Here is a 25,343-nt window from a genome sequence, read left to right as displayed (position 1 = left end):
GCAGAATCGGGGCACAAAGAAGGTCCCGCAAATTCTCACCCATGTCTGCACAGGCAGAAAACTGTGCAGTCAGGCACAGCGCGGGTTCTGTGGCTGTGAGGCCCCGAAAAGCCTCACCTTTGGGAAATCTCGTGTTTCACTGTGATCCCGAATCCGCTCACGACCTTTCCCGCAACGGCTCACGCAGCTCCCTGAACCCCATCACTTCAGCTCCCGCAGAAGATCACCTTGGCTCCCGTAAAACTTCACCTTGTCGGCCTGAAAGCCTTGCAGCATAAGGCTGTGCCGTGGCGTTAACGTTTTTAACTAAGGGTTCAAGGGTGTTTACTTCTAATACTCTCAAGACATCGGCTGCAGAGTTTTCCACAGACACCCCAACCCCTGAACACCGACAGGTAACCGGAGCCGTTGTCATGTGAAACAAATGCCGAAATTCGGGATCGACAGAAAAACGCTTGCACGACAAGGACTTGGCTAACTTTCTTCGCTTTGTTTCACGGAATTCTGGACCACAGTCGCCCAGATCGGCTCACAGATCCGATTTCTGTGCGAAGCGACGTAAATTCACAACGCTGAGCCGAAACAAGTATCGATAAGTACGTATTTCGTTATGATTGCCACACTTCGATGTCTGTGAGCACAGCGATGACCCTCGACGAAATACGCCAAACCATTCGAGACGAACTGGAATCGCTGCGTGCAAGAGGTGCGCGACGGCAGGAATTGTCGCTGCATGCATGCAAGCGGTTGTTCTTCGATCTTGGCATCCGGCCGTCGGCTGCCAACGTCCGCGATCTCACCCAGACCGGCAGCGCCAGCGATATCCCGAAAGACATCGACCATTTCTGGGAGCGCATCCGTTCCGCCTCCAAGGTCAGGCTCGACGGTGCCGCAATTCCGAAAGCCGTCGAGGAAAAAGCCGGCGCGTTGCTCGGGGCACTCTATGAAGAAGCGTTGAAAGCCGCGCGAGACAGCCTCGATGGCGATCGCGAACAGGTCCGCGCCGGCGTGGCCGACGCCGAACAACGGTTGCGCGACGCAATCGTCCGCCAGGAGACGCTCGAAGGCGCGCTCGCACGTGGCGAAGCGAAAAACGAGCAATTGCAGGCGCGCGTGACCGAGCTCGAAGTCCAGCTCGCATCGCAAACGACGCACGGTTCAGCAAGCGAAGCGACGTTACTCACCACAGTCGCTCGACTGGAGAAGGAGCTGGCTGCGGCGGCCGGCCGTATCGAAGCCGAGCAGGCGCAGAACGCCACGCTGCGCGACCGCATCGATGCGCTTCAAGCCGAACTTCAGCAGCGCACCGAGCACTACGCGCAGCAAATCAAGGACGCGGTGGCCGAAGCCGAACGCCGCGTCAAGCCGATGCTGGTCGAGCTGGATTCGTTGCGCAGCACGGCGTCGACCTACCAGAACGGCTTACGCGACGTTCAGCGCAAGGAATTCGATTTCCTGCAGCAATTGAGTGCGGCCAAGGCGCGCGCAGACCGGCTCGAAGAACAGTTGCGCAGCCAGGGAGATGAACTGGAACGCGCGACGCGCGATGTGAGTTTGCTGCGCGCGAGCCGCGGAATGAATCCGGAAATCGCCGCGCTGATCCGCCGCCTGGCTGATGCCGGGCAACTGGATGCGGAGGCGTTTGCCGCGATCGGCACCTCACTGGATCAAGAGACTCCGGTACCGGCCCATTGTCCGCATTGCGACGGTGAGCCCGAGCTGTCACACGGAAAAGAGGGTTTTGAAGTGGCCTGCCCCGAGTGCGAACACGCTTCGGGCGCATGGCCATCCCGATTGGAAGCCGTTGCCCGCTTTGTGCGCACGTGACGCAATGGGCGGCGGCACTGCACAGGTGAGACGATCCGGGGAGCTTGAGGTGAGGTTTTTCGGGAGCGATTGAACGGTGAGGCTGTGCCGCACAAGGCTGCTCACGGATCGCTTGGCGTGAGCAGCTGTTGGGGGATCAGTGAGTTTCGTCGATGCCCGACGCGTCACCGTCGGCATTGTTGTCGGCCAGACCGTCGCGCCAGTTCTTCCATGCGCGATGCAGGCGGTTCGACGAGATCGGTCGCATGAAGCCCAGCCATTTGCCGACTCGTTCGGGCGGCACGTCGTGTTCGAACAGTTCGGCCGCGTAGGTATTACGCAGGGTTTGCGGGCTGGCGCGTGCGGTGCGTGACGACGTGAGCCCGGCGGATTCGACGATCGCATCGATGGCGCGCAGCATCGTCGCCTTGTGCATCGGCCGCCCGGCATGGGATGCGGGGAACACGAGTTCACCGGGAATCTCCTGGCGCTTGCGTTCGGTGAGCCACGCTTCGAGCAGGGCGATCGCGAACGACGCCAGATGGGTTTCGCGCGCGAAATCAGGGTGCGTCGACTCGATCTGCAGCGAGGTTCCAGCCGTGTTGATGCAACTAATTGTAAGTGCACGAGCTTCGCCGGTTTTAATGCCGGCGCCGAGAAACGCGGCAACGAGCGCGCGGTCGCGCCGCTCTTTCCAGTACGCGGAACCGGATACGCCGATCGGCGAAAACAGGTACGTGAGCAACGTCGCGCGCTCGGCCGGCGTGAGGAAACCGGTAGGTTCGTTGTCGCGAGCCTTGCGCCAGTTCGCTTCGCCATCCTGAGCAATGAACCGGGCCGGGTTGGTCGACGCGTATTCGGTGCGCCGGATATGGTCGAGCACGCGCTCGATCAGCCGAAGATAGCGCATTCGCTGGGTTTTCCGGATCGGGAGTTCGCCGACGAAATTCGCGATGGTTGCCGTATCGACCGTCGCCAGATTCTTCTGGTGCGTACGCAGCCACGTGAGAAACGCGCCCCATTGCGCGCGATAGACGTCGGCCGATGAGCGACGATAGTCCTGCATGGCGAGCCATGCATCGAATGCAGCTTCGGGAGAGAGGATCCAGTCGGACGCGCCGCGGTCGAACAGATCCATTTCTTCCGGGCGTGCCGGTATGTCGGGAGAGGCGGGAAGGGACATGTGATTTTTTCCGTTAGTTGCGTGTATGGTAGCCCTTTCCGCAACGTCTCGGGCATCAAGAGGCAAGGGGCAGGACAAGGCCGCCACGCGTGGCGGCCTGGGGGGCAGTCAGTCGCCCCACGCCTTGGACGGGCGGTGAGCCCGCTCGCGAGGCGCGGTGTCGTTCGAGGTTGACGCGGCTTCGTATGCCAGAACCGCGAACGAAAATACGGCGGGTAGCGCGTTCGAGCGCCCGAAGTCGATCGGATCGTCCGTTTCGGGAAACGTCATGTCCGACGGCCGTTCGAACAATTGACGCATGCCGGCCTCGTGCCGGCTGGCAAAGCCGAGATCGGCAAGCGCCTCGGCTTCGATCGCATGCAGCAGGCGCCACGTCAGCGGGACGCGCTGGCGGATATAACGCCCGGCGATATGGCGAACGATCAGCTCGAGGTCGTGCGCGGCAGCCTTGAAGCTGAGCGCGGCCAAATCTTGTTCTTCTGTCATTGCAGGCTCCTGTCGACCGGGCAGGCGCCTCGGTGCGCCGGCTCCAGCCCATGCATGGCGGAATGTCCGTATACTGTACAAACATACAGTATTTTCCGCAACTGGCCTGCAATCGGCCTTTCGGCCGGCTATCCGCGCCGTCAGCGGTGTATCACGATCAGCAGTGCCCGCGCCTCGGCCTTGCCGGGATTGCGGATCGCGTGCGGCTCGTCGGCCGGGTAGCGCGCGGTGTCGCCTACCTTCAGGCGCCGGCTTGCCGCCGCGGCTTCGATTTCCATCGCGCCCTGCAGCACGGTGAGGTGCTCGCGCGTGCCGGGCTCGTGGGCGTTCGATATCAGTGCGCCGCCGCCCGGCAGCGTCAGCTCGTACCACTCGAACTTGCCGGCGAGGTCGATCGGGCCCCACACGCGCAACTGGTATCGGCCGTCATGGCCGGCGAGTGTCGGAATGTCGTGCGGGCCGTCGACGCGGATAGTCTCGGGCGCCTTCGGTTGCGAGAACAGCTCGTCGAGCGTGATGCCGAGTGCGTTCGTCAGCCGCCACGCCACGGCGATCGTCGGGTTGGCCTTGTCGCGTTCGATCTCGGAGAGCATCGATTTCGATACGCCGGCTGCGCGCGACAGGTCGTCGAGTGTCAGCTTGCGTTCGTTGCGCAGCCGCTGGATCTGCTCGCCGACACGCGGCGGCGTGGCGGCCGGCGGTTGCGGTGCGGCGCTGGCAGGCGTGCGCCGCGAACCGGAGGAACTTGCCATTTGGATTCCGTTCGCTTAGAGTTGTTCGATATTTCGAATTCTAGTTCGGAATATCGGATAAATGCGGTCAACCGAACGACCGACTATAACAGTAGCAGGCCGTTGCGCCGCCGCCACGAGTGGCGCGTTGCGAAATGCGAAACCCTGTCAGGAGCTTTGCGATGCGTGATGCCTTTCTCGCCCAGGTGCGCGGGACGCTGGACCAGATCCGCGCGGACGGTTTTTACAAGACCGAGCGCGAGATCGCGAGTCCTCAGGCGGCAGCCGTGCGGCTCGCCGGCGGTGCCGGCGTGCTCAATTTCTGCGCGAACAACTACCTGGGCCTGGCGAACGATCCGCGCCTGATCGACGCGGCGAAGGCCGGCCTCGACCAGGACGGCTTCGGCATGGCATCGGTGCGCTTCATCTGCGGCACGCAAACCGTGCACAAGCAACTGGAAAGCGCGCTGGCCGCCTTTCTCGGCACCGAGGACAGCATCCTCTATTCGAGCTGCTTCGATGCGAACGGCGGGCTGTTCGAGACGCTGCTCGACGAGAACGACGCGGTGATCAGCGACGAGCTGAACCACGCGAGCATCATCGACGGCATCCGCCTCTGCAAGGCGAAGCGTTTCCGCTACAAGAACAACGACCTGTCCGACCTCGAGGCGAAGCTGAAGGAAGCCGATGCAGCGGGCGCGCGCCACAAGCTGATCGCGACCGACGGCGTGTTCTCGATGGACGGCATCATCGCCGACCTGAAAGGCATCTGCGATCTCGCCGATCGCTACGGCGCGCTCGTGATGGTCGACGATTCGCATGCGGTCGGCTTCATCGGCACGCACGGCCGCGGCACGCCCGAGCACTGCGGCGTCGAGGGCCGCGTCGACATCATCACGGGTACGCTCGGCAAGGCGCTCGGCGGCGCATCGGGCGGCTATGTCGCCGCGCGTCGCGAAGTCGTCGAGCTGCTGCGCCAGCGCTCGCGCCCGTATCTCTTCTCGAACACGCTTACGCCGAGCATCGCCGCGGCATCGCTGAAGGTGCTGGAACTGCTCGGCAGCGACGAAGGCGCGAAGCTGCGCGAGCGCGTGCGCGAGAACGGCGCGCGGTTTCGCAAGCAGATGACCGAAGCCGGTTTCACGCTCGTGCCGGGTGCGCATCCGATCATCCCGGTGATGCTCGGCGATGCGCAGCTCGCGACGAACATGGCCGACAAGCTGCTCGGCGAAGGCGTCTACGTGATCGGCTTCTCGTTCCCCGTCGTGCCGCGCGGCCGCGCCCGCATCCGCACGCAGATGAGCGCCGCGCATACGCCTGAACAGATCGACCAGACGGTCGCCGCGTTCGTGCGCGTCGGCAAGTCGCTCGGCGTGATCTGACGGAGGCGTGACCATGAAAGCACTGGCAAAGCTCGAACGCGGCCCCGGCCTCACGCTTACGCGCGTGAAGCGTCCCGAAGTCGGCCACAACGACGTGCTGATCAAGATCCGCCGCACGGCGATCTGCGGCACCGACATCCATATCTGGAAGTGGGACGACTGGGCGCAGAAGACGATTCCCGTGCCGATGCACGTCGGTCACGAATATGTCGGCGAGATCGTCGAGATGGGGCAGGAAGTGCGCGGCTTCGCGATCGGCGATCGCGTGTCCGGCGAAGGCCACATCACGTGCGGCTTCTGCCGCAACTGTCGCGCGGGGCGCCGGCATCTGTGCCGCAACACGGTCGGCGTCGGCGTGAACCGCGAAGGCGCGTTCGCCGAGTATCTGGCGATTCCGGCATTCAACGCGTTCAAGATCCCGCCCGAGATCTCCGACGATCTCGCGTCGATCTTCGATCCGTTCGGCAACGCGACGCATACGGCGCTGTCGTTCAACCTCGTCGGCGAAGACGTGCTGATCACCGGCGCGGGCCCGATCGGCATCATGGCTGTAGCGATCGCGAAGCACGTCGGCGCGCGCAACGTTGTCATCACCGACATCAACGACTACCGGCTGGAACTCGCGCGCAAGATGGGCGCGACGCGTGCGGTCAACGTCGCGCGCGAGTCGTTGCGCGACGTGATGACCGACCTGCACATGACCGAAGGCTTCGACGTCGGCCTCGAAATGTCGGGTGTGCCGAGCGCGTTCACGAGCATGCTCGAGGCGATGAACCACGGCGGCAAGGTCGCGCTGCTCGGCATTCCGCCCGCGCAGACGGCGATCGACTGGAACCAGGTGATCTTCAAGGGGCTCGAGATCAAGGGCATCTACGGCCGCGAGATGTTCGAGACCTGGTACAAGATGGTCGCGATGCTGCAAAGCGGCCTCGACCTGTCGCCGATCATCACGCATCGCTTCGCGGCCGACGATTACGAGAAAGGCTTTGCCGCGATGCTGTCCGGCGAGAGCGGCAAGGTGATTCTCGACTGGACGGCCTGAGTGCCGCGGGGCAGTGCTGCGTGTTCGCCGCCTGCCCCGCTTTCGTTTACGTCTGCGTTTCCGAGGCCGAAACGCGCGAGTCCAGGCTCAAGGTGAGATTATTCGGGAGCTGTGTTGGCGCGCCGAATCGCGACACGATTGCGCATCGGTGAACTGCGGTAGCACGTTCATTTCACCTGACGGAAGCCGCGTCGCTTTCCGCCCTCACGCCGTCTGGCACCTGCTCTCCCCTTCCAGACACTTCCCCGCTTGCCTTGCCGCGCGATCGCTCGTCATGCAACCGCATGCGATGTCGTGCCGAACCGTGGCGTCAACCGTGAGCCCGCGCGCATCGTTGCGACTCACTCATGCGTGAAACCATTCGATATCGATCGACGTCGATCGGTGCGCCGACGGCTACTTGATCCGTTCACCGTTCAACCCGCGCGGATCGAGCTGAAGACTCAACACGACGAGCCAGCGTTTCGGACACTGCGGTGCAACGTCGACCGGGCCGCCGTGCACTCCGGGCGCGGTGACGAACCCGTGTTGTGCCGCGTATTGATATGCGCGCAACGCATCCGCTTGCAGCCAGAAGCTGACCAGCGCGCACGTCACGAAACGGAACAGCAGCACCGCTGCGGCATCCGGCGCGAAACCGGCCACGACCAGCAGGCTGTCGAACACGAATGCCAGCACGTGCGCGACCGCGATCGTGACGATCGTCAGCTTCAACACGCCACGCAGCCGCAGTGCAGCGCGCACGCGTGCCTGCCGGACGGCGAGCCGGGTGCGATCGTCGCCGCCTTCGCGCTTCGGCATGTCGTGTTTCACGACGCGGCACCGACAGGTCGTGCAATGTCGATCTGCGTCGTATCACCGGCAACGATGCGACCGCTCGTGACGCAGACCGATTTGCACAGGATCGTGCTGTCGTAGTTGTGCCCCGGAAAGCGCATCACGTCGACCGGTTGAAATCCTTCGCGACGATAGAAATCGATGAGCCGGACCGCCGCGTAAGGTGCGTCGAGCGCCAGGTGCGTCGCGCCGCGCGCGGCGGCCCGCCGTTGCGCGAATGCGAGCAGCGATCGGCCGATGCCGCGATCCTGCCAGACGGGATCGACGGCCAGCTGGCCGAGCGTCGCGACGTGCCGGCTGCGGTATGGATCGCAGCGGGAATCGGGATCGTGCGAACGCATCGTCATCGTCGCGACCAGGTGCGCGTTGCCGAGCGCAACGAAGCACTCGCCGGTGAGTACGCGTTCGCGTGTCGCCGAGGCCGGCTGATCGACGCACGGGCAGTTGAAGCCCAGTGCGCCGAGCGGTGCGAAGGCGCGATGCAGCAGCGCGGTCAACGTGTCGTACGAATCGTTGCGCGGGTCGAAGCGCCGCACGACGATGCGGCCATCGAGCCGCTTGGCATAAGCCGCATAGGCGCGCGCGGGGCGCGCGGATTCCGGTCGCTGCATGATGTCCTTTCGCCCAGACAGGGTGACCGAAGTGTAGTGAGCGTCGCGCGTCCGCTTCAAGAAAAAATGTCGTAAACGCGGCGGACTTGCATCGCGCGGCCAGGTTGCGATTCAGCCCTCCCGCCAGCAGGGCTTTTTCATCCGGGTGTTGACGGTGGAGAACGATCGTTCTACCGTAAACCCATGAACACACATCACGACCCTTCCGGCGAACCGGGCGTTCGCGACCGGCTGCTCGATGCAGCCGAAGCGCTGATCTACTCGGGCGGCATCCATGCAACCGGTGTCGATGCGATCGTCAAGCGATCCGGCGCGGCGCGAAAGAGCTTTTATTCGCATTTCGAATCGAAAGAGGCGCTGGTGCTGGCCGCGCTCGAACGTCGCGACGAGCGCTGGATGCGCTGGTTCGTCGACGCGACGCTGGCGCGTGGCAAGGCACCGCGCGTTCAGTTGCTCGGCATGTTCGACGTACTGCGCGACTGGTTCGGGCAACCCGACTTTCACGGTTGCGCGTTCCTCAACGCATCGGGCGAGATCCCCGATGCCGACGATCCGGTGCGCGTCGTCGCACGCGCGCACAAGGCGCGCTTGCTGGCGTTCGTGCGTGAGCGGTTCGATGCGTATGCCGATGAAACCGGCATCGAGCGCCGCGGGCTCGCGCGCGTCGCGCGTCAGTGGCTCGTGCTGATCGACGGCGCAATCGGCGTGGCGCTCGTCAGCGGTGATGCAAACGCCGCGCGCGATGCGCGCGCGACGGCCGAACTGCTGCTCGACGCGGTATCACGGTAGTCGAAGCAGCGAATCCGAACCGGCCGCGGTCGTCCGTGGCCAGAACCTGAACAGGAGCAACCCATGTCCGCTTCCCTCGAAGTCCGTCCGCCCGTTCCGCCCTTCACGCTCGAAACGGCGCGCCAGAAAGTGCGCGCCGCCGAGGACGCGTGGAACACGCGCGACCCGAAGCGCGTGTCGCTGGCCTATACGCCGCAAAGCCGATGGCGCAATCGTGCGGAATTCGTGACCGGCCGCGACGAGATCGTCGGGCTGCTGCAGCGCAAGTGGGCGCGCGAGCTCGACTACCGGCTGATCAAGGAGCTGTGGGCATTCGACGGCAATCGCATCGCGGTGCGCTTTGCGTACGAATGGCATGACGATGCCGGCAACTGGTTCCGTTCGTACGGCAACGAAAACTGGGAGTTCGACGAAAACGGGCTGATGGCGCATCGTCACGCGAGTATCAACGACCTGCCGATTCGCGAGCAGGATCGTCTCTATCACTGGCCGCTCGGTCGTCGTCCGGACGATCATCCCGGGCTGTCCGATCTCGGCCTGTGACGCGCGTGTCGACTCGACGAACCGGCGAACGCATCGCCGGGCTTCAACGGTGAGGAAATTCGGGAGTCGATGCGCTGAAGGTGAGGTTTTTCGGGACGAGGGGAAATGTCGCGTCGGACTGTGTGCTTCGAGCCGTTCGACGCGGCATCGTCCCGGGCAAAGCGGACATGTCATGCACGTAGGGATCTCGTGATGCGCGTATCGGTTTGCAACGGTGTGCTTCACCACGCGATGCATCTCACTGATCGATCGGGGCCGGTAGCGGTTTGACGATCGGTGTGCACGCGTGTGGCGTGCAACTCACCGATTGTATCGACGTCGACGCCTGATAGCGCGTGCCGTGCGCGTTGCGGTGCGACGTTGCTCACCGCTCGACTTCACCAGGCAGGCGCAGGAATTCGCACGCGTGCGCAAACGCATGGCGTGCAACTTACCGCATATCGATGCGTGCAGCCTTTGCCCGGCGCGTGTGATTGCGATTGCGCCGGGCCTGATCGTCAGCCCGCGATGCGCGCGGCGATCGCCTCGCCCACTTCCTGTGTCCTCGCGTTGCCGCCGAGATCGCGCGTATGCGGCCCCGTGCGCAGCACGTCCTCGATCGCGGCGACGATCGCATCGTGCGCTTCGCGTTCGCGGCCTGCGCCGTTGCCGAGGAAGTCGAGCATCAGGGCCGCCGACCAGATCATCGCGACCGGGTTCGCGATGTATTGCCCCGTGATGTCGGGCGCGGAGCCGTGCACGGGTTCGAACAGCGACGGAAACGTGCGGTCGGGGTTCAGGTTCGCCGACGGCGCGATGCCGATCGTGCCCGTACACGCGGGCCCGAGATCCGACAGGATGTCGCCGAACAGGTTCGACGCGACGACGACGTCGAAGCGGTCCGGCTGCAGCACGAAACGCGCGCACAGGATGTCGATGTGCTGCTTGTCGACGGCGATGTCGGGATAGCGTTCGGCCATCTCGGCCGTGCGCGCGTCCCACCACGGCATGCTGATCGCGATGCCGTTGCTCTTGGTCGCGACGGTGAGGCGCTTCGCGCGCCGCTGCGCGAGTTCGAACGCGAATTTCAGCACGCGCTCGGTGCCGTGACGCGTGAAGATCGCCTGCTGCATCACGATCTCGCGATCGGTGCCTTCGAACATCGTGCCGCCGACCGACGAATACTCGCCCTCGGTGTTTTCGCGCACGATCATGAAGTCGATGTCGCCCGCGCGGCGGCCGGCGAGCGGCGACGGCACGCCGTCGAACAGGCGCGCGGGCCGCAGGTTGATGTACTGGTCGAATTCGCGGCGGAATTTCAGCAGCGAGCCCCACAGCGAAACGTGATCGGGCACCGTCGCGGGCCAGCCGACCGCGCCGAACAGGATTGCGTCCATGTCCGAGAGCTGCGCCTTCCAGTCGTCCGGCATCATCTTGCCGTGCTGTGCGTAGTAGTCGCAGCTCGCCCAGTCGATCTGGACGAAGTCGAAGCGGATGCCGAAGCGCGCGGTCACGGCGTCGAGTGCGCGCAGGCCCTCGGGCATCACTTCACGGCCGATGCCGTCGCCGGGGATCACGGCAATTCTGTAGGTCCTGTCGGTCATGCAAAGCTCCTTGGCTGGTGGGCTGGCCGCGGGGAGAGGCAGCGGCGCGTCACGTCATTCTATTTATTTCCATCTGGATTAAAATCGCGCGAAAGGTTAATCGACTTTCCACGAATCGTGAACAAATCGCCGAATCTCGACGACCTGCGCGTGTTCAGCCTGGTCGTCCGCCTGACCAGCTTCAGCGCGGCCGCCGAGCAGCTCGCGGTGTCGCCGGCCTATGTCAGCAAGCGCATCGCGTTGCTCGAGGCGCAGCTCGGCACGCGCCTGCTGCATCGCTCGACGCGCCGCGTGACGGTCACGGAAGCAGGCGAGCGCGTGTTCGCGCGCGCCGAGAAGATTCTCGACGACGTCGATCATCTCGTCGAGGACGTGTCGACCACGCGCACGGTGCCGCGCGGCACGCTGCGCATTTCGAGCAGCTTCGGCTTCGGCCGGCACATCGTCGCGCCGGCGCTGCTCGACTTCTCGGCACGCTATCCGCAACTGAACGTGCGGCTCGATCTGTTCGACCGGCTCGTCGACGTCGCGGGCGAAGGCTACGACCTCGACGTGCGCATCGGCGACGAGATCGCCGATCACCTGATCGCGCGCCGCCTTGCCGCGAACTACCGTGTGCTGTGTGCGTCGCCCGACTATCTCGCCCGGCGCGGTACACCGCGCTCGCTCGCGGATCTCGCATCGCACGACTGTCTTGCCATCAAGGAGCGCGATCACCCGTTCGGCGTGTGGCGGCTGAACGTGCGCGGTGAAACGGCCACGGTGAAGGTTGGCGGCGCGCTGTCGACGAACCATGGCGAGGTCGCCGTGCAATGGGCGCTGGCCGGGCGCGGCATCGTGCTGCGTTCGATCTGGGAAGCCGCGCCGCTGATCGAACGCGGTGCACTGTGTCGCGTGCTGCCGGACGCAATCCAGCCCGCGAACATCTGGGCCGTGTATCCGGAGCGCGTCGCGGCGTCGGCGAAAGTGCGCGTGTGCGTGGATTTTCTGATGGAGACGCTGGCCGGTTTGAATGCCGCGGCGGGTGACGATACGGCCTGAAACCGGCTAAAGGTGAGCTTTTACGGGGGCATGTGCGCAGCATCGGCAGGCCCCGTTTCCGGCTCGCAACCGCGTCGCGAGCCGGTCGCGTCGAACGGGTATCAACACATCGCGGTCGCGAGGTGCTCGGCCTGCCGACGCTGGTGCCCGCACACGGCTTACGCCGCTTTTGCCGCGCCTGCCGCCCCGAGCATCAGGTCGAGATTCTGCACGGCTGCGCCGGATGCGCCTTTGCCGAGATTGTCGAACACGGCGGACAGCAGCACCTGGCCGTGCTCGGCATTGACGAACACGCCGAGCCGCATGTCATTGGTGCCGTTCAGCGCTTGCGGATCGAGATGCGTGATTGCGTGCGTGTCCGCGAGCGGCGTGACGTCGACGTGGCGCGACTCGGCGTAATGGTGCGCGAGACACGCATGCAGTTGCTCACCGGTCACACCGGCAGGGAGCAGCCGCAACTCGATCGGCACGGTGAGCACGATGCCTTGCCGATAGGCACCGTAAGCCGGCACGAACAACGGACGGTTCGCCAGACCGGCATGCAGCTGGATCTCGGGCGGATGCTTGTGCGCGAGGGCGAGGCCGTAGACCTGGAGCGGTTTCGCGCGTGAAGCGTCGTCCGATTCGAATGCGTCGACGGCAGCCCGCCCGCCACCCGAGTATCCGGACACGGCATGGATGCTCACCGGGTAGTCGCGCGGCAGCAGCCCGGCCTGTAGCAGCGGCCGCAGCAGCCCGACCGCGCCGGTCGGGTAGCAGCCCGGATTGGTGACACGCCGTGCGTGTGCAATTCCCCGTGCCTGCCCGTCGGCCATCTCGGGAAAGCCGTAGACCCATTCCGGCTGCGTGCGATGGGCCGAACTCGCGTCGATCACGCGTACCGCCGGATTCCGGATGAAGCCGACCGCTTCGCGTGCGGCCGCGTCGGGCAGGCACAGGATCGCGATGTCGGCTGCGTTGATCGCTTCGGCGCGCCGTACGGGATCCTTGCGCTCGGCCTCCGGCAGCGCGACGAGCCGCAGGTCGGTGCGCCCGCGCAGGCGCTCGTGGATCTGCAATCCGGTCGTCCCTTGATCGCCGTCGATGTAGACAGTGGGCTGGCTCATGGTGGTCGCGTTCCTTCGGTTCGGTCGTCGGGAAAGCCGTATCGTCCACCGAGCGCCTAGAATAGGAAAAGTTGAATTTACTGACCATCAGATTCAGTTTTCTTGAACGAGAGGTGGAGAATGCGGGAGATCAGCCTGGACCGCCTGCGCACGCTGGTCGCCATCGCGGACCAAGGATCCTTTGTCGCCGCGGCGCAACTGCTTCACCTCGCGCCGCCGACCGTCAGCCTTCACATTGCCGAACTGGAGAACCGCATCGGCGCGCCGTTACTGTCCCGCACGCGTGGAAACGTGCGGCCGTCGCCTATCGGTGAAGTGCTGGTGGAGCGTGCGCGCCGCCTGCTGGCCGAGGTCGAATCCACGCTGGACGATGTGCAGCGACAGGTGCAGGGGTTGACCGGACGCGTACGCCTCGGCGCATCGACCGGGGCGATCGCGCACCTGCTGCCGCAGGCGGTGGCCCGCTTGCGCGAGCAGCATCCGGATATCGATGTCCAGATCGCGGTGCTCACGTCGCACGACACGCTGGCGCGCATCGCACAGGGCACGCTCGACGTCGGGCTGGTGGCGCTGCCGCAGACGGCGGTCGCGGGGCTGTCGATCCGCGCGTGGCGGCGCGATCCGGTGATGGCGTTTCTGCCGGCGGACTGGCCGCTTCCGGCGCGCGTGACGCCCGGCTATCTGGCCGCCCGCCCGCTGATTCTCAACGATGCGACCACCCGCCTGTCACGGCTGACGACGGAATGGTTCGCGCTCGGCGGCCACCGGCCGGAGCCGCGGATCGAACTCAACTACAACGATGCGATCAAGAGCCTGGTCGCCGCGGGCTACGGCGCGACGCTGCTGCCGCACGAGGCGGGCGCCCCGCTACCCGATGCGCGCATCGTCATGCGGGCGTTGCGCCCGGCGTTGTGGCGTGAATTGGGTATCGCCCATCGGGCGGGGCCGGTCGAGCGGGCGACACAGCATGTACTCGATGCGTTGTGGGCGCTCGGCGCGCGATAGCGCACCGGCATGCGGGCCAGGCGGCGCGGCGGTTCATGCGTGCATGCCGTGCCCGTGCATTCACGGCATGCCGTCTCAAAGCCGGTTGTCCTTCGCGAGCGTCAGCACGCGCGCCCAGCGTTGCGCGTCGCGCTTGTCCATCATCGGCAGCGTCCATTCGCTGCGCACGCCATCGCGCACGTGCACGACGAGGTGCCAGCGGCCACCGATCGGCGCGGCCTGGCAGCCGTCGAGCTGCGACAGCGTATAGCGGCCGTCCGCGCCGTCGTGCGACAGCCACAGCAGCCCCTGCGTTGCGGACACGCGCAGCTCGCCCCACGCGCGGTGCACGACGTGGGTCCAGCCTTCTTCCTTCGTATTCGGTGCGATGTCGCGGTGGCGCTTGATCCACCAGGCGACCAGCGCGATCAGGATCGCGGCGGCGAGCACGGCGGCCGCGATCGCGACCGGCTGGCCGAACTGCGCGGCGATGACGTGAAACAGGTGAACCGCGCCCCATCCGGCAGCGATGAGCGCGAACAGTGCAATGAAAATCGGCATGTCTGATCGGAGAAGAGGACGGATCGGCGCATGCATCGCGCCGATCCGTCGCGCACGGCATTACCGTTTGCGGTGAATGTCGTGCGTCACGAAGCCCGCGTCGTTGTTGGGCAGCGCGAGGCCGTCCTTGACTGCGAGCGTCTTGCGGATGTCGTCGAGACCCGCGGACCAGTGGTCACGCATCGTCGACAGACCGAACTGATAGTCCTTGTAGTGATGCTCGTACGCCTTCTGCTGGTAGATCAGGTGCTGGATGTTGTACTTCTTGCTGGACGACATCGCATCGGCCTCGACGCACCAGGGATCCGCCTTGCGCTGCTCTTCCGGCACCTGCTCGAGCACGTGGCGCAGCACGTTGCGGTAGCGCTGTTCGCGCTGCAGCGTGTCGGTCACGAAGCGCGTGCGGCTCGAATACTGCACGTCCTTCGTGCGCTCGGCGACGTCGGCCATCGTGCGCGGCAGCGGCCCGCGCGCGCTCCACAGGTCGACCTGGAACGCGAGCGTGTCGCGGCGCGGCCGTGCGCGGAGCACTTCCATCAGCGGCGTGTTCGACACGACACCGCCGTCCCAGTAGTACTCGCCGTCGATCTCGACCGGCGGGAACGCGGGCGGCAGCGCGCCGGACGCCATGAAATGCTCGGGTGCCAGACGGATGCGCGAGTTGTCGAAGTACACGAAGTTGCCGGTGCCGACGTTGACCGCGCCGACCGACACGCGCGTTTCGCCCGAATTGATCCGGTCGAAATCGCACAGCTTCAGCAGCGTCGCGCGCAATTGCGACGTGTCGTACCAGCTGATCTTCTCCGGATGATCCGACACGCCCGGCAGCGGCGGCGGAAAGCGCGGCACGAAGAAGCCCTGCTGGCCCTGCATCATCGCGCTCGCGGCCTGCGACGCGGTGAAGAACGTACGAACCTGGTCGATGCTGTTGAACAGCGCGAACTCGAATGCGGCCGGAACCGTCGGGAAGAACGCCGGCTTGCAGATCGTTTCCCAGAACTCGCGCAGCCGCTCGACGCGATGCTCGGGCGCATTGCCCGCGATCAGCGCGGTGTTGAGCGCGCCGATCGAGATGCCCGCGATCCAGTCGAGCGGGATGCCCGCCTCGTGCAGCCCTTCGAACACGCCGGCCTGGTACGCGCCGAGCGCGCCGCCGCCTTGCAGCACGAGCGCGATCGTTTCGTACGGCAGCGTGCGCGCGGCGGCCGGTGCGCCGGCCTCGTGATGCAGGTCCGCCGCATCGACGGCCTGCTTTTCGGTGCGGGCGTGCGGCTTCATTGCATGAACCAGCCGTGGCTGACGATGAACGACTGGCCCGTGAGCGCGGCGCTCGGGAACGCCGACAGGAACAGCACCGTCTGCGCGACGTCCTGCACCGTCGTGAACACGCCGTCGACCGTATTGCCGAGCATCACCTTCTTCACCACTTCCTCTTCGCTGATCCCGAGCTCCTTCGCCTGCTCCGGAATCTGCTTGTCGACCAGCGGCGTGCGCACGAAGCCCGGACACACGACGTGCGAGCGCACGTTGTGCTTCGCGCCTTCCTTCGCCAGCACGCGGGCCAGGCCGAGCAGCCCGTGCTTGGCCGTCACGTACGCCGACTTCAGCGGCGACGCTTCGTGCGAGTGCACCGAACCCATGTAGATCACGACACCGCCGCGATCGTCCTTGTACATGTGCTTGAGCGCGGCCTTGGTCGTCAGGAATGCGCCGTCGACGTGGATCGCCTGCATCTTCTTCCAGTCGGAGAACGAGTAGTTCTCGATCGGGTTGACGATCTGGATGCCCGCGTTCGACACGAGGATGTCGACCGAGCCGAACGTTTCGGCCACCTTGTCGATACCGCTGTTCACGGCTTCCTCGTTCGTCACGTCCATCGCGACGCCGATCGCCTTGCCGCCCGCCTTGACGATCTCGTCGGCAACGGCGTTCGCGCCGTCCTGGTTCAGGTCGGCGATCGCGACGGCCGCGCCCGCTTTCGCGAGCTCGAGTGCGATTTCCTTGCCGATGCCGCTCGCCGCGCCCGTGACGACTGCGGTCTTGCCATTCAGGTTGCTCATGTTCGAATTCCCGTGGTGAAAGGTTTGACAGGGAGAAAGGACTGCGGACGTGTTACTGAGCCAGGTAATCGTAGACGACTTCGCCGAGGCCCAGTGTCAAATCCGCGACGATGTGCCGGGCTTCGACGATTTCGAGCACGGGCAGGTCGGCGACCGGCGCGAGCGCGTGCGGCGCCAGCTCGAGCGATGCGGGGCCCGTCCACGCGCCCTTCATCTTGATGTCCTGCATGTAGTAGCGGACCAGTTCGCAGACGCGCGCGGTGCCGTCGACGTGCGGGATGATCTTCAGCAGGAAATTGGGGCCGGCAAGACGCTTCGTCTGCTCGTCGATGTCGAGTTCCTTGTGCTTGTAGCCCATCGTGCCGGTCGCGACGCGCACCTTGCCGTAGTCGAGCGTGCCGAGGAGGTGGTCGGTGTTCACGTGCAGCGTGGGCGATGCGAGTTTCTTCGGGAAGCCCCACAGTTCGCGGCCGCCGGCGATCGGCGGGTGATCGTCGAGATACATCGCGAGCGTATAGCCGCCCGGCTGGCCGTTGTACTCGACGGGAATGACCTGGCCGCTTTCGGTGTAATCGCCGAAGCCGGTCGAATCGGCCATGCGGATGAATTCGTAATGCACGAGCGGCTCGGTGACCTGCAGCGGCTCGGGGACGATTTCGCGGAGACGGTCCGGATCGGTGCGATACGTGATGATCAGGAACTCACGATCGACGAAACGGTAAGGGCCCATCGGGAAGGCAGGGCTGGTCAACGGCATCGCAAACGCTTTCGATCGGACATCGCTGGGTTTCATGCGGACTCCTTGTTGTTGATCGCTTCGTGGATGAGTGCTCGTAAGCTCGTAATCCTATGCCTGTGCGTTGCCGTTGTGCGATGCCGCATATGGAATTAATTGTTGCCGATTTCGTAGAATTCGACGCGTAAATATTGAGATGAATGATGCAAACGGTCCGGACAGGCCCCGGCGCCCCGATGTTCGCATGCATCGATGACGTCACGATGTGAAAAAGGTGAGTCTTTACGGGACGGCAGGTGAGCCTTTCCGGGAGGCGGTTGCGCGGGAATGTGACAATTGTGTGAACTTGTGCTGCAGTGCAAGCTCTAAGTGCGTTCGCCGCGGCGGGCTTCGTCGCGTGCGTGCGCCGCATTAAGCATCGCTTAAGCGGGAGCGCCCTAGCATCGTTCGTATCAGGCCGGGCAACCGGCCGAGTTTTTACGCCTCACGCAACCGGATTCATGCAGACCCTCAATCTCACCCTTTTTTCCGCCATCAACGCCGGGGTTGCGCCGCAGCCGGGCGTTGCCCGCCTCGCCATCTTCGCCGCCGACTGGCTCGTCTATGCGCTGCCCGCGATGCTGCTGCTGACCTGGATCTTCGGCGCGCGCACGACGCGGCGCCAGGCGATCGAAGCCGGCGTCGGCGTATGCGTGGCGATCGCGCTCGCGCAGGTCATCGGACATTTCTGGTTCTCGCCGCGTCCGTTCATGGCCGGCGTCGGCACGCAACTGATTCCGCATGCGCCGGACAGCTCGTTTCCGAGCGACCACATGACGTTCGCGTGGAGCATGGCAGTCGGGTTGATGCTCGGCGGCACGACCCGGCTCACCGGGTTCGTGATGGCCGCGTTGGCCGCGGCGATTGCATGGGGGCGTATCTATGCGGGCGTGCACTGGCCGTTCGACATGGCGGGCGGCGTGCTGGTCGGCACGGCCGGCGCGCTGGCCGCGCACCTGTACGGACAACGCGCGACCGCGCTGCTCGAACGGCTCGGCGATTCGGTGCATGCAGTCGTGATGGGGCGCCGGCACGCGCCGTAAGCGGGGGGGATCGGGCCGGACGCCGTCAGCCGGGTGTCCTGGCCGATTCAGCCGATGCGGATGGCCCGCCGCCCGCATCGTGCAGTTCGGGCGTATCGGCCGGATGTTGCGCGGCGTCGCGGTCGAGCGCGCTTTCCTTCAGGATCGCGCACATCGCGACGAACAGCGCGAGTACCACCGCGGCAAGGCCGCAATAGCCGGCGATCTTCAGGTTGCGAAGGAAAGGCGAAGCGGGGCTTTCTTTTGTCATGACCGGACGCTCCTGGACGGGCTGCGACGGCTGTCGCCCGACAGCGGCGTCGCACACACAGATATATACCAGTCGCGATAGCGGTGCCAAGCCCGCTGGTGCGCCGACGCGACGATTGTGTCATCCGCCGGTCAACCGGGTACGCCTTTGACGGCTACCCGCATCCGTCAGTCTTCCAGGGTTTCGTGCACGGCCGCCGCGCCGCGCTTCCAGTAGGCCGCCGCGCGGATGCGCGATTTGTCGACGCCGCGCTCGCCGGTCAGGTGCTGGCGTATCGCGCGTATCGACAGCGCTTCGCCTGCCGCCCACACGTAGCCGTCGCCGGACGGCGGCAGCGGCAGGTCGCGCACGGCATTCAGCAGCACGTCGCCGTTCGCGGCGTCGGCTTCGGCGCGGAAGCGCCAGATTTCATGCACGTCGGCGCGCGTGTCGAACGCGATCTGCGCGGTGCGATCGGCGACTTCCATCACGACGGCCGCGCGCGCACCGGCCGGCAATTCCTCGAGGCGCCGCGCGACCGCCGGCAGCGCCGTATCGTCGCCGATCAGCAGGTGCCAGTCGAAACCGGTCGGGACGACGAACGAACCGCGCGGGCCGCCGATGCCGAGCCATTGGCCGACGCGTGCCTGTGCGGCCCACTGCGACGCAGGGCCCGGGTGGTTCAGCACGAATTCCAGATCGAGTTCGCGGGCGGCGCGGTCGAAGCGGCGCGGCGTGAAGTCGCGCGCGACCGGCCTCGGTTCGCCTTCCGGAAACTCCGGACCGTTCGCGCCGAGCGTCGGCATCGCAGGCCGTTCGGCGCCGGGCGGCGGGAAAAATACCTTCACGTGATCGTCGAACGACGCGGATTCGAAATCCGCGAGATCGGGGCCGCCGAGCGTGACGCGCAGCAGGTGCGGCGTCACGGCGTGCACGCGCAGGACCTGCAGCAAGCGGAACTTGAGGGTGTGGCGCACGCGGGTCACGGTGCGCTCGGATGTGTTCTGCATCAATCCGTTCTCCTGAGGTTTGACGGGGCGGCGCGGATCACGCGCCGGTGCCGCCTTCGATTTCGGCCGTCGCACGGCGCAAGATGGCCGCGACGCGGCGCTGTTCATCCGGGCCGGCTGCGCTCTTGTGCAGCAACGCGCGCTTGAGTGCGAGGCGCGCCTCGACGAACTCCGGCAGCCAGCCTGCTTGCGTTTCGTCCTGCGTTTCGTTGCCCGCCGATTCCCCGGCGAACGCACGGCGCATGAATTCCATCTTGCGCGCGAGGTGCGTGAGGCGTGCGAACAGCGTATCGACCCGTTCGCGCTGGGCGTCGAGATGGGTGCGGCCGGCGTCGGTCAGTGCATAACGCTTGCGGTTGCCTTCCGCCTGCGACGCGACGAAGCCGACTTCTTCGAGATACGTGAGCGCCGGATACACCATGCCGGGGCTCGGGCTGTAGAAACCGTTCGAACGCGTGTCGAGCGCCTTGATCAGCTCGTAGCCGTGGCTCGGTTGCTCGGCGACGAGCGCAAGCAACAGCAACTGGAGATCGTCGGAGCTGAACTGGCGGCCGCGTGGCATGCCGTCGTCGCCGAAATCGCCAAAGCCGCCGCGCCCGCCACGGCCGCCGAACGGGCCGCCGCCACCGAACGGATCGTGGCCGCGGCGGTGGCGGCCAATCGCGTACCAGAGACCGGTGAACCAGTCAGGGCGGGCATGCGCACCATGACCGTCGCTTCGGGCATGGCCGCGGGAAGGGTTGTGTCGCATGATCGTGTCCTATATGTCGGAAAACATATCTAAAGATATATATCGAAAGATAGACCGTCAAGGGGATTTATTGGGGGATGGATGGCGGGGACTGGTGAAAAGGTGACTGTAGGTTCTCAATGATAGTGAGCTTTTTCTCACATATTGAATGGGGAAATCGATAGATATGCTCTATGGTGATCGTGGTTCTTCCAGGCCGTAGAGCATGTTTGCAGACGTTGTCGCGTCACGAACGTCCGTTAGACGATGGCTCGCCGAGCGCGATATCACACGCGCCAACGGGTCCAATTTTCATTCCGACTGTTTCCATGGCCGACGGAACGGTCTCTTTCACGGATGTCGTTGATGTCCTTCTCGACGCTTTTCACAACCACATGCTCACCGAGGTGATGCTGTGCAAAGGCCATCAGACCAACCAATCGCTCGGGAATCTCGTTGGGCGAGGTCTTGTCGAAGTCGTTCAGGGAGCAGCATCGGCAGCGAGCCGAGTATCGTCATACGTACATGAGAGAGCTAGTCGACGGCTTTACCAACACGGATGCGTGGATACAAGCTCAGGTCGATAAGGTTGCTGCCGAGATCGGAGACAAGCACCCTCCTGCCGTAGCGACCATCAAGCGATGGTGGATTCGCTTTCGAGATACTCAAAGTGTGAACACGTTGGTCGACAAGCGTATCGAAAACGGGCGCCGATCGGACAACGCAGTTCGTAGGCTGTTCGAGGAAGCGGTCGATGAAATTTATCTAGATTCGCAGAAGAAATCCGCCCAAGACGTCTATCGGACTCTCAAAAAAAAGTGCAAACACTACAGCGAGACCAGGCCAACCGGCGAGTCGCTTAGGTGCCCGTCTCGTGCCTCGGTATATCGGTGGCTAACGCAGCTTGAGCAAAACATAGTTGATACCGCACGCCTAGGAAAACGTGAAGGAGATAGGAAGAGCAGATGGGTGCGCGGGATGGCTAGGGCCGATTACCCACTTCATCGCGTGGAGATTGACCACACGCCGCTGGATGTCGTGGTGCTTGATATCGTCACCCGATTGCCTTTGGGTAGGCCTTGGCTCACAGTTGCGATCGACCGCTACAGTCGCGTCGTGCTTGGCTTCTACATCAGCTTTAGAGCGCCATCCGCTCACTCGGTGTTGCAATGCCTCAAGCGAGCGATTCTGCCTAAGCTCGACTGGGAAAGTGTCGTGCCGCTGCACTGTTCCCATCCTGGACATGGCATTCCTGTCTTGATTGCTGTTGACAACGGGATGGACCTTCATGCCGAGGCGGTCCAAATGGTGTGCGGTGAGCTGGGAATCACGATGCTCTATTGTCCTGCTGGGCAACCGGAATTCAAGGGCGCCGTGGAGCGGATGATCGGAACCATTCAACGGTCCGTCATGCATAAGTTGCCGGGCACAGTGTTCTCGAGCATCGACGAACGTGGCGACTACCCGTCGGAAGAGCTGGCCGCGATCGACCTTGATACGTTGACGCGCATCCTCGTCAAATGGATTGCGGACGAGTATCACCAGACTCCTCACCGTGGTCTGCAGATGATGACGCCGGTTGAGAAATGGACGGCCGGGCTCCCTGATATCCAGATTGAACTGCCGGCCTACCCGCAGCAGCTCGAGGTAATCACGGGTATTCCTGAGCGGCGTCCCGTTTGGCACTACGGTGTCGAGCTTGATGGACTGCTGTACAACAACGAACAACTGCAGTTCCTTCGCAACAAAAGCCGTTACAGAAGACTGAAGGTGCAACTGAAGAGGTACGAAGGTGATGTTAGCTACGTACATGTTTTCGATGACGATGCAAAGGAGTACTTCAAGGTATCGGTAATCGATAGATTTGCTGCATACACAAATAAATTAACGCTCCATCAGCATCTTCTGATCAAGCAGCGGGCGAGACAACTGCACGGAGATAAGTGGAATGACGAGCACCTCATAAATGTGAAGGACGAGATTCAGGCGATGGTCAGCGAAGCTATTCAGCGGAAGAATCGGCGTGGTCTAAAGCAGGCCGCCGCTATTGCGCTCGTCGACAGTGAGGCAGTCTTCGCGCCTCGGCCATCGACTCATATCCGGCAAGAATCTTCGCTTGTCACTGCACCCGATCCAAACGGTACGACGAGAGCGGATCACTTTGACATCGACGATCTGGTCGAGCTGGAAAGTTGCCCGAGTCCTCTGTACGAAGGGGTGAATCATGCGTGAATTGAATCGATGCAGTACCGCCGACACGGTTTCCTACCTTGCAACACTTGGGCTTGGGAGGCACGTTCCCGAGGAACACGATCTTGGCTTTTCCATACGATCGGAAATCATTCACTACGGGCAGTTTCGAACTGCGATCCAGAAGATCGCATTGCGGCATCGGCGATGGCGCACCGCTCGAACAGCGGTCGGTATGTTCCTTTCGGGACACAGCGGAACGGGCAAGACGACGTTGTTGCGATTCTATGAATCCAATTTTCCGCGCAAGGAAGATGCTGAGGGACCCACCATTCCGGTGCTATATGTAGGGACACCCTCCAGGCCGACGATAAAGAACCTCTCGCAGGCAATTCTCGATGAAATTGGCGACAACGTTCCGCGCGGATCCGCGGAGGACAAGACCAAGCACATCTGTGCGCTGTTCGAGCGGTGCGGGGTCGAGGTGTTGATCATTGACGAGTTCCAACATTTCGTAGAGTACGGCAACAAACGCGAGGCGCGTTTGGCAAGCGATTGGCTGAAGAAATTGATGGACGACACGAAAGTTTGCGTGATCCTTGGTGGTCTGCCGAACGGTGTTAGCGTCATCCGAGACAATATCCAGCTTGCTCGGCGCTTCTCGGCACAGCACGAGGTGAGGCGTTTTGATTGGCGGAACCGCGATGACTGCAAGGAGTTCGCGAGCATCCTCAAGCATATGCATTCACGTATTCCTGTACCGTGCGTTCCACTTCACGCACCCGAGTTCGCGAATCGCATGTACATCGCCAGTGCCGGGATCCTCGACTACGTTGCGAAGCTGATCGACGGCGCAATGAGCGTTGCATTCAGGCAGCGTAGAAAGCAGCTCGATATGGAGGCGTTCGGGGAGGCGTTCTCAGAGGAGGTTTGGTCAGAAGGCCCGAAGATCCTCAATCCGTTCAATCCACGTGCAAAGCTTCGCGACCTTGTCGAGCCGGGAGAGCCCTTCGCCGTGTTGCGTGAGGACATCGAGAAATATGTTCCCAAAAAATAACGTTGTCGCACGCGGGTGCCTTGTTAAGGAAACTGCCGCGCATGCCGTGGAACCCGTGCGATTGCTGTTTCACCCCGTGATTCAGTCGGGGGAAGGGGCAGCGGCATTTCTCTTCCGTATTGCTCGAAGCAACGGCACTACTGCGTCTAAGCTGAAGCGACTTCGTATTGCATTCGATCCCTCGGTCTTCGAGGTGGCGCTTTCATGGGATCGAGTGCAGCCACCACTGGAGGTTCGACAGTATGTGGAGTACTTGTCCGAACTACGGGGAGCCGCACCGAGGGCGTGGATGACTACGGCCTCCAGGTGTTGCGCTCTATGTCTACGTGAGCAGCAACACTGGTCTGCAGAATGGGAGCTCCGTCAGTACTTGGTATGCAGGAAGCACAAGTGCTGGCTGATGGATCGATGTGCCAAATGCAACGAGAGGATTTCTTCGAATAGGGCGACGTTGCAACGATGCCATTGCGGCGCCGTCTTTGCAGATGCTTCGGTAACCTCAGCACCTTCGGAGTACGTGGAGTTGTCGGCTTTGGTTGCTAGTAAGCTTCAAAAGCGGCGCTCGGAGACCGAAACATTCCATGCTCTTGAATTGAAGGCGATGAGTGAATTGATCATGCAATTCACAAGGCGAGATGTCTCTGAGCAGCCGACTTCAACGAGGAGAATGGCACTGCTTGATGATATGAAAACTGCAGTTCAGATGCTCGAACCTGCGGCTAGTGTTTTTGCTGCTTGGCCATCCGGCTACTTGACATATCTCAGCGCATTACATCAAAGAGTAGGCGATGCAGAGATGTCGATCCGGACGGCCTTTTCGAGCATCTATTTGTATATATGTTCGAATAAAACAGTCGATGGATTTGAACCAATGGTGGGTCATTTCCAGCAGTACCTAATTGAACACTGGCCGTGGCCTGTGCTGGATCGAGGCAACGAATTGCTTGGCTCGATTGCGCATAGATTGAATTGGATTTGGGCAGCAAATGCCGCGCGCTTTCTCAACGTAAAGGAAAGCAAGGTTAGGGAGTTCATGAGTAAGCGACTGATCGAGGGTAAATCGTGGCCGTTGACGAAGAGTCGTGTGCTGACGGCCGTGCGACGAGATGAACTACCGAGGATGCGGCAGTTGCTGGATGATCAGGCGACATCGCGAGAGCTGCGATCTATCGGTATATCGGCCCGTCGTCGGTTGGTTTTGGCGCCGTTGCTATTCCCAGAAGCTAAGTACAAGGGTATTGGTATTGGATGGCAGGTGTCACAGGCGAGAATCCGGGAAATTTTGGCGTTCGCTGCCGGTCGGCCAATTGTGGATACCGAAAGCAGCTCGCAGATCGCGCTTGGTCGAATACTGCGATCGTGTGCCTGGCGTAACGAAATGGTGGAACGCTTGTTTCGACTGATTCTCCGCGGTGAGGTAAGGTGGAGCAGCCCCCTGAAACGCCGGACACAGTCACCCACTTACAATAACGGGTAGGCATAAGACTGTGTTTTTGACTAACACCAGGCAGGAAGTGATGGAAGTGTTGACGGGCCCGGAGCGCCGGCGGCGCTGGACGGCGGA

25 protein-coding genes are annotated in these 25,343 nt (G+C 63.2%); 11 read left to right on the top strand and 14 right to left on the bottom strand.

From position 1 onward, the window contains the following. The first annotated feature begins 645 nt into the window (after positions 1–645). Complete coding sequence (locus DPV74_RS16115; protein ID WP_060083907.1) at positions 646–1,827, top strand: DNA-binding protein; 1,182 nt, start codon at positions 646–648, stop codon at positions 1,825–1,827. 136 nt (positions 1,828–1,963) lie between these two features. Here DPV74_RS16115 and DPV74_RS16110 read toward each other — a convergent pair whose 3' ends face one another. The 3 genes from DPV74_RS16110 to DPV74_RS16100 form a co-directional block, all read right to left on the bottom strand. Continuing rightward, on the bottom strand, positions 1,964–2,989 hold the full coding sequence (locus DPV74_RS16110) for a tyrosine-type recombinase/integrase (RefSeq protein ID WP_060083908.1): 1,026 nt from the start codon (positions 2,987–2,989) through the stop codon (positions 1,964–1,966). A 108-nt stretch (positions 2,990–3,097) separates the two neighbouring features. Beyond that, positions 3,098–3,475: a DUF2471 family protein gene (locus DPV74_RS16105; RefSeq protein ID WP_021163720.1), complete on the bottom strand. Its 378-nt coding sequence runs from the start codon at positions 3,473–3,475 to the stop codon at positions 3,098–3,100. 140 nt (positions 3,476–3,615) lie between these two features. Further along, entirely contained in the window at positions 3,616–4,227 is a 612-nt protein-coding gene (locus tag DPV74_RS16100; protein WP_021163719.1) for a helix-turn-helix domain-containing protein, read from the bottom strand. Between the two features lie 161 nt (positions 4,228–4,388). Here DPV74_RS16100 and DPV74_RS16095 point away from each other — a divergent pair, with 161 nt between their 5' ends. Next, a complete protein-coding gene (locus DPV74_RS16095; protein ID WP_021163718.1) occupies positions 4,389–5,588 on the top strand; it encodes a glycine C-acetyltransferase in 1,200 nt (399 codons plus the stop codon). A gap of 13 nt (positions 5,589–5,601) precedes the next feature. Next, positions 5,602–6,630, top strand: coding sequence for an L-threonine 3-dehydrogenase (gene tdh, locus DPV74_RS16090; RefSeq protein WP_021163717.1), 1,029 nt, complete (start codon positions 5,602–5,604; stop codon positions 6,628–6,630). A gap of 396 nt (positions 6,631–7,026) precedes the next feature. Here tdh and DPV74_RS16085 read toward each other — a convergent pair whose 3' ends face one another. Further along, a complete protein-coding gene (locus DPV74_RS16085; protein WP_027790195.1) occupies positions 7,027–7,443 on the bottom strand; it encodes a hypothetical protein in 417 nt (138 codons plus the stop codon). After that, positions 7,440–8,078, bottom strand: a complete 639-nt coding sequence (locus DPV74_RS16080; protein ID WP_119337565.1) for a GNAT family N-acetyltransferase — start codon at positions 8,076–8,078, stop codon at positions 7,440–7,442. The genes DPV74_RS16085 and DPV74_RS16080 overlap by 4 nt, the downstream gene beginning before the upstream one ends. A 183-nt stretch (positions 8,079–8,261) precedes the next feature. Between DPV74_RS16080 and DPV74_RS16075 the strand changes: the two genes are divergently transcribed. Both DPV74_RS16075 and DPV74_RS16070 read left to right on the top strand, forming a co-directional pair. Then, entirely contained in the window at positions 8,262–8,867 is a 606-nt protein-coding gene (locus DPV74_RS16075) for a TetR/AcrR family transcriptional regulator (protein ID WP_059495295.1), read from the top strand. A 63-nt stretch (positions 8,868–8,930) separates the two neighbouring features. Beyond that, positions 8,931–9,410 carry a nuclear transport factor 2 family protein gene (locus tag DPV74_RS16070; protein ID WP_119337564.1) on the top strand — a complete coding sequence of 160 codons (480 nt, stop codon included), beginning with the start codon at positions 8,931–8,933 and terminating at the stop codon, positions 9,408–9,410. Positions 9,411–9,907: 497 nt separating this feature from the next. Here DPV74_RS16070 and DPV74_RS16065 read toward each other — a convergent pair whose 3' ends face one another. Continuing rightward, on the bottom strand, positions 9,908–10,993 hold the full coding sequence (locus DPV74_RS16065) for a tartrate dehydrogenase (RefSeq protein WP_060194179.1): 1,086 nt from the start codon (positions 10,991–10,993) through the stop codon (positions 9,908–9,910). Between the two features lie 117 nt (positions 10,994–11,110). Between DPV74_RS16065 and DPV74_RS16060 the strand changes: the two genes are divergently transcribed. Continuing rightward, entirely contained in the window at positions 11,111–12,034 is a 924-nt protein-coding gene (locus tag DPV74_RS16060; protein ID WP_059693273.1) for a LysR substrate-binding domain-containing protein, read from the top strand. A 158-nt stretch (positions 12,035–12,192) separates the two neighbouring features. On the opposite strand, the gene argC is transcribed toward DPV74_RS16060, so the two are convergent. Then, positions 12,193–13,140 carry an N-acetyl-gamma-glutamyl-phosphate reductase gene (argC, locus tag DPV74_RS16055; RefSeq protein ID WP_119337563.1) on the bottom strand — a complete coding sequence of 316 codons (948 nt, stop codon included), beginning with the start codon at positions 13,138–13,140 and terminating at the stop codon, positions 12,193–12,195. Between the two features lie 120 nt (positions 13,141–13,260). Here argC and DPV74_RS16050 point away from each other — a divergent pair, with 120 nt between their 5' ends. Then, on the top strand, positions 13,261–14,145 hold the full coding sequence (locus tag DPV74_RS16050) for a LysR family transcriptional regulator (RefSeq protein ID WP_059693277.1): 885 nt from the start codon (positions 13,261–13,263) through the stop codon (positions 14,143–14,145). A 75-nt stretch (positions 14,146–14,220) separates the two neighbouring features. Here the strand turns inward: DPV74_RS16050 and DPV74_RS16045 are convergent, their stop codons facing one another. From DPV74_RS16045 to DPV74_RS16030, 4 genes are read right to left on the bottom strand one after another with little or no spacing between them, the layout of a single operon-like run. Next, positions 14,221–14,685 (bottom strand): hypothetical protein, encoded by a 465-nt coding sequence (locus DPV74_RS16045; protein WP_027790187.1) that lies wholly within the window; start codon positions 14,683–14,685, stop codon positions 14,221–14,223. 60 nt (positions 14,686–14,745) lie between these two features. Continuing rightward, positions 14,746–15,963: a patatin-like phospholipase family protein gene (locus DPV74_RS16040; RefSeq protein ID WP_027790186.1), complete on the bottom strand. Its 1,218-nt coding sequence runs from the start codon at positions 15,961–15,963 to the stop codon at positions 14,746–14,748. Next, positions 15,960–16,745: a 3-hydroxybutyrate dehydrogenase gene (locus DPV74_RS16035; RefSeq protein WP_048021178.1), complete on the bottom strand. Its 786-nt coding sequence runs from the start codon at positions 16,743–16,745 to the stop codon at positions 15,960–15,962. The genes DPV74_RS16040 and DPV74_RS16035 overlap by 4 nt, the downstream gene beginning before the upstream one ends. Before the next feature lie 52 nt (positions 16,746–16,797). Next, positions 16,798–17,538, bottom strand: a complete 741-nt coding sequence (locus tag DPV74_RS16030; protein ID WP_021157498.1) for an acetoacetate decarboxylase — start codon at positions 17,536–17,538, stop codon at positions 16,798–16,800. Between the two features lie 443 nt (positions 17,539–17,981). On the opposite strand from DPV74_RS16030, the gene DPV74_RS16025 reads away from it, so the two are divergent. Further along, positions 17,982–18,563: an undecaprenyl-diphosphatase gene (locus DPV74_RS16025; RefSeq protein ID WP_021157499.1), complete on the top strand. Its 582-nt coding sequence runs from the start codon at positions 17,982–17,984 to the stop codon at positions 18,561–18,563. A 25-nt stretch (positions 18,564–18,588) separates the two neighbouring features. On the opposite strand, the gene DPV74_RS16020 is transcribed toward DPV74_RS16025, so the two are convergent. The 3 genes from DPV74_RS16020 to DPV74_RS16010 all read right to left on the bottom strand — a co-directional run bounded on the left by DPV74_RS16020 (position 18,589) and on the right by DPV74_RS16010 (position 20,553). After that, positions 18,589–18,813, bottom strand: a complete 225-nt coding sequence (locus tag DPV74_RS16020; RefSeq protein WP_027790184.1) for a hypothetical protein — start codon at positions 18,811–18,813, stop codon at positions 18,589–18,591. A gap of 167 nt (positions 18,814–18,980) precedes the next feature. Further along, a complete protein-coding gene (locus DPV74_RS16015; RefSeq protein WP_119337562.1) occupies positions 18,981–19,802 on the bottom strand; it encodes a siderophore-interacting protein in 822 nt (273 codons plus the stop codon). Positions 19,803–19,839: 37 nt separating this feature from the next. Next, positions 19,840–20,553: a PadR family transcriptional regulator gene (locus DPV74_RS16010; RefSeq protein WP_027790182.1), complete on the bottom strand. Its 714-nt coding sequence runs from the start codon at positions 20,551–20,553 to the stop codon at positions 19,840–19,842. Positions 20,554–21,057: 504 nt separating this feature from the next. On the opposite strand from DPV74_RS16010, the gene DPV74_RS16005 reads away from it, so the two are divergent. The 3 genes from DPV74_RS16005 (at position 21,058) to DPV74_RS15995 (ending at position 25,256) form a co-directional block, all read left to right on the top strand. After that, a complete protein-coding gene (locus DPV74_RS16005) occupies positions 21,058–22,764 on the top strand; it encodes a DDE-type integrase/transposase/recombinase (RefSeq protein WP_162923057.1) in 1,707 nt (568 codons plus the stop codon). Continuing rightward, positions 22,757–23,779: a TniB family NTP-binding protein gene (locus DPV74_RS16000; protein WP_119337560.1), complete on the top strand. Its 1,023-nt coding sequence runs from the start codon at positions 22,757–22,759 to the stop codon at positions 23,777–23,779. The genes DPV74_RS16005 and DPV74_RS16000 overlap by 8 nt, the downstream gene beginning before the upstream one ends. A gap of 523 nt (positions 23,780–24,302) precedes the next feature. Next, the gene (locus DPV74_RS15995; RefSeq protein ID WP_240439988.1) at positions 24,303–25,256 is read left to right on the top strand and encodes a hypothetical protein; all 954 of its coding nucleotides are present in this window, start codon (positions 24,303–24,305) and stop codon (positions 25,254–25,256) included. Positions 25,257–25,343: the final 87 nt, after the last annotated feature.

The sequence above is a fragment of the Burkholderia sp. HAN2018 genome (assembly GCF_024704855.1).
In the GTDB taxonomy this organism is placed as follows: domain Bacteria; phylum Pseudomonadota; class Gammaproteobacteria; order Burkholderiales; family Burkholderiaceae; genus Burkholderia; species Burkholderia cepacia.
The sequence above is the reverse complement of the archived record's forward strand: the minus strand, read 5'-3'. Positions and strand labels throughout refer to the sequence as shown.

Coding starts and splice junctions, on each gene's coding strand:
- DPV74_RS16030 (WP_021157498.1), bottom strand. CDS start 17,538: ATGAAACCCAGCGATGTCCGATCGAAAGCGTTTGCGATGCCGTTGACC.
- DPV74_RS16080 (WP_119337565.1), bottom strand. CDS start 8,078: ATGCAGCGACCGGAATCCGCGCGCCCCGCGCGCGCCTATGCGGCTTAT.
- DPV74_RS16020 (WP_027790184.1), bottom strand. CDS start 18,813: ATGACAAAAGAAAGCCCCGCTTCGCCTTTCCTTCGCAACCTGAAGATC.
- DPV74_RS16045 (WP_027790187.1), bottom strand. CDS start 14,685: ATGCCGATTTTCATTGCACTGTTCGCGCTCATCGCTGCCGGATGGGGC.
- DPV74_RS16075 (WP_059495295.1), top strand. CDS start 8,262: ATGAACACACATCACGACCCTTCCGGCGAACCGGGCGTTCGCGACCGG.
- DPV74_RS16050 (WP_059693277.1), top strand. CDS start 13,261: ATGCGGGAGATCAGCCTGGACCGCCTGCGCACGCTGGTCGCCATCGCG.
- DPV74_RS16000 (WP_119337560.1), top strand. CDS start 22,757: ATGCGTGAATTGAATCGATGCAGTACCGCCGACACGGTTTCCTACCTT.
- DPV74_RS16110 (WP_060083908.1), bottom strand. CDS start 2,989: ATGTCCCTTCCCGCCTCTCCCGACATACCGGCACGCCCGGAAGAAATG.
- DPV74_RS16105 (WP_021163720.1), bottom strand. CDS start 3,475: ATGACAGAAGAACAAGATTTGGCCGCGCTCAGCTTCAAGGCTGCCGCG.
- tdh (WP_021163717.1), top strand. CDS start 5,602: ATGAAAGCACTGGCAAAGCTCGAACGCGGCCCCGGCCTCACGCTTACG.
- DPV74_RS16040 (WP_027790186.1), bottom strand. CDS start 15,963: ATGAAGCCGCACGCCCGCACCGAAAAGCAGGCCGTCGATGCGGCGGAC.
- DPV74_RS16010 (WP_027790182.1), bottom strand. CDS start 20,553: ATGCGACACAACCCTTCCCGCGGCCATGCCCGAAGCGACGGTCATGGT.
- DPV74_RS16095 (WP_021163718.1), top strand. CDS start 4,389: ATGCGTGATGCCTTTCTCGCCCAGGTGCGCGGGACGCTGGACCAGATC.
- DPV74_RS16100 (WP_021163719.1), bottom strand. CDS start 4,227: ATGGCAAGTTCCTCCGGTTCGCGGCGCACGCCTGCCAGCGCCGCACCG.
- DPV74_RS16025 (WP_021157499.1), top strand. CDS start 17,982: ATGCAGACCCTCAATCTCACCCTTTTTTCCGCCATCAACGCCGGGGTT.
- argC (WP_119337563.1), bottom strand. CDS start 13,140: ATGAGCCAGCCCACTGTCTACATCGACGGCGATCAAGGGACGACCGGA.
- DPV74_RS16070 (WP_119337564.1), top strand. CDS start 8,931: ATGTCCGCTTCCCTCGAAGTCCGTCCGCCCGTTCCGCCCTTCACGCTC.
- DPV74_RS16005 (WP_162923057.1), top strand. CDS start 21,058: ATGAGAGAGCTAGTCGACGGCTTTACCAACACGGATGCGTGGATACAA.
- DPV74_RS16015 (WP_119337562.1), bottom strand. CDS start 19,802: ATGCAGAACACATCCGAGCGCACCGTGACCCGCGTGCGCCACACCCTC.
- DPV74_RS16115 (WP_060083907.1), top strand. CDS start 646: ATGACCCTCGACGAAATACGCCAAACCATTCGAGACGAACTGGAATCG.
- DPV74_RS16065 (WP_060194179.1), bottom strand. CDS start 10,993: ATGACCGACAGGACCTACAGAATTGCCGTGATCCCCGGCGACGGCATC.
- DPV74_RS16035 (WP_048021178.1), bottom strand. CDS start 16,745: ATGAGCAACCTGAATGGCAAGACCGCAGTCGTCACGGGCGCGGCGAGC.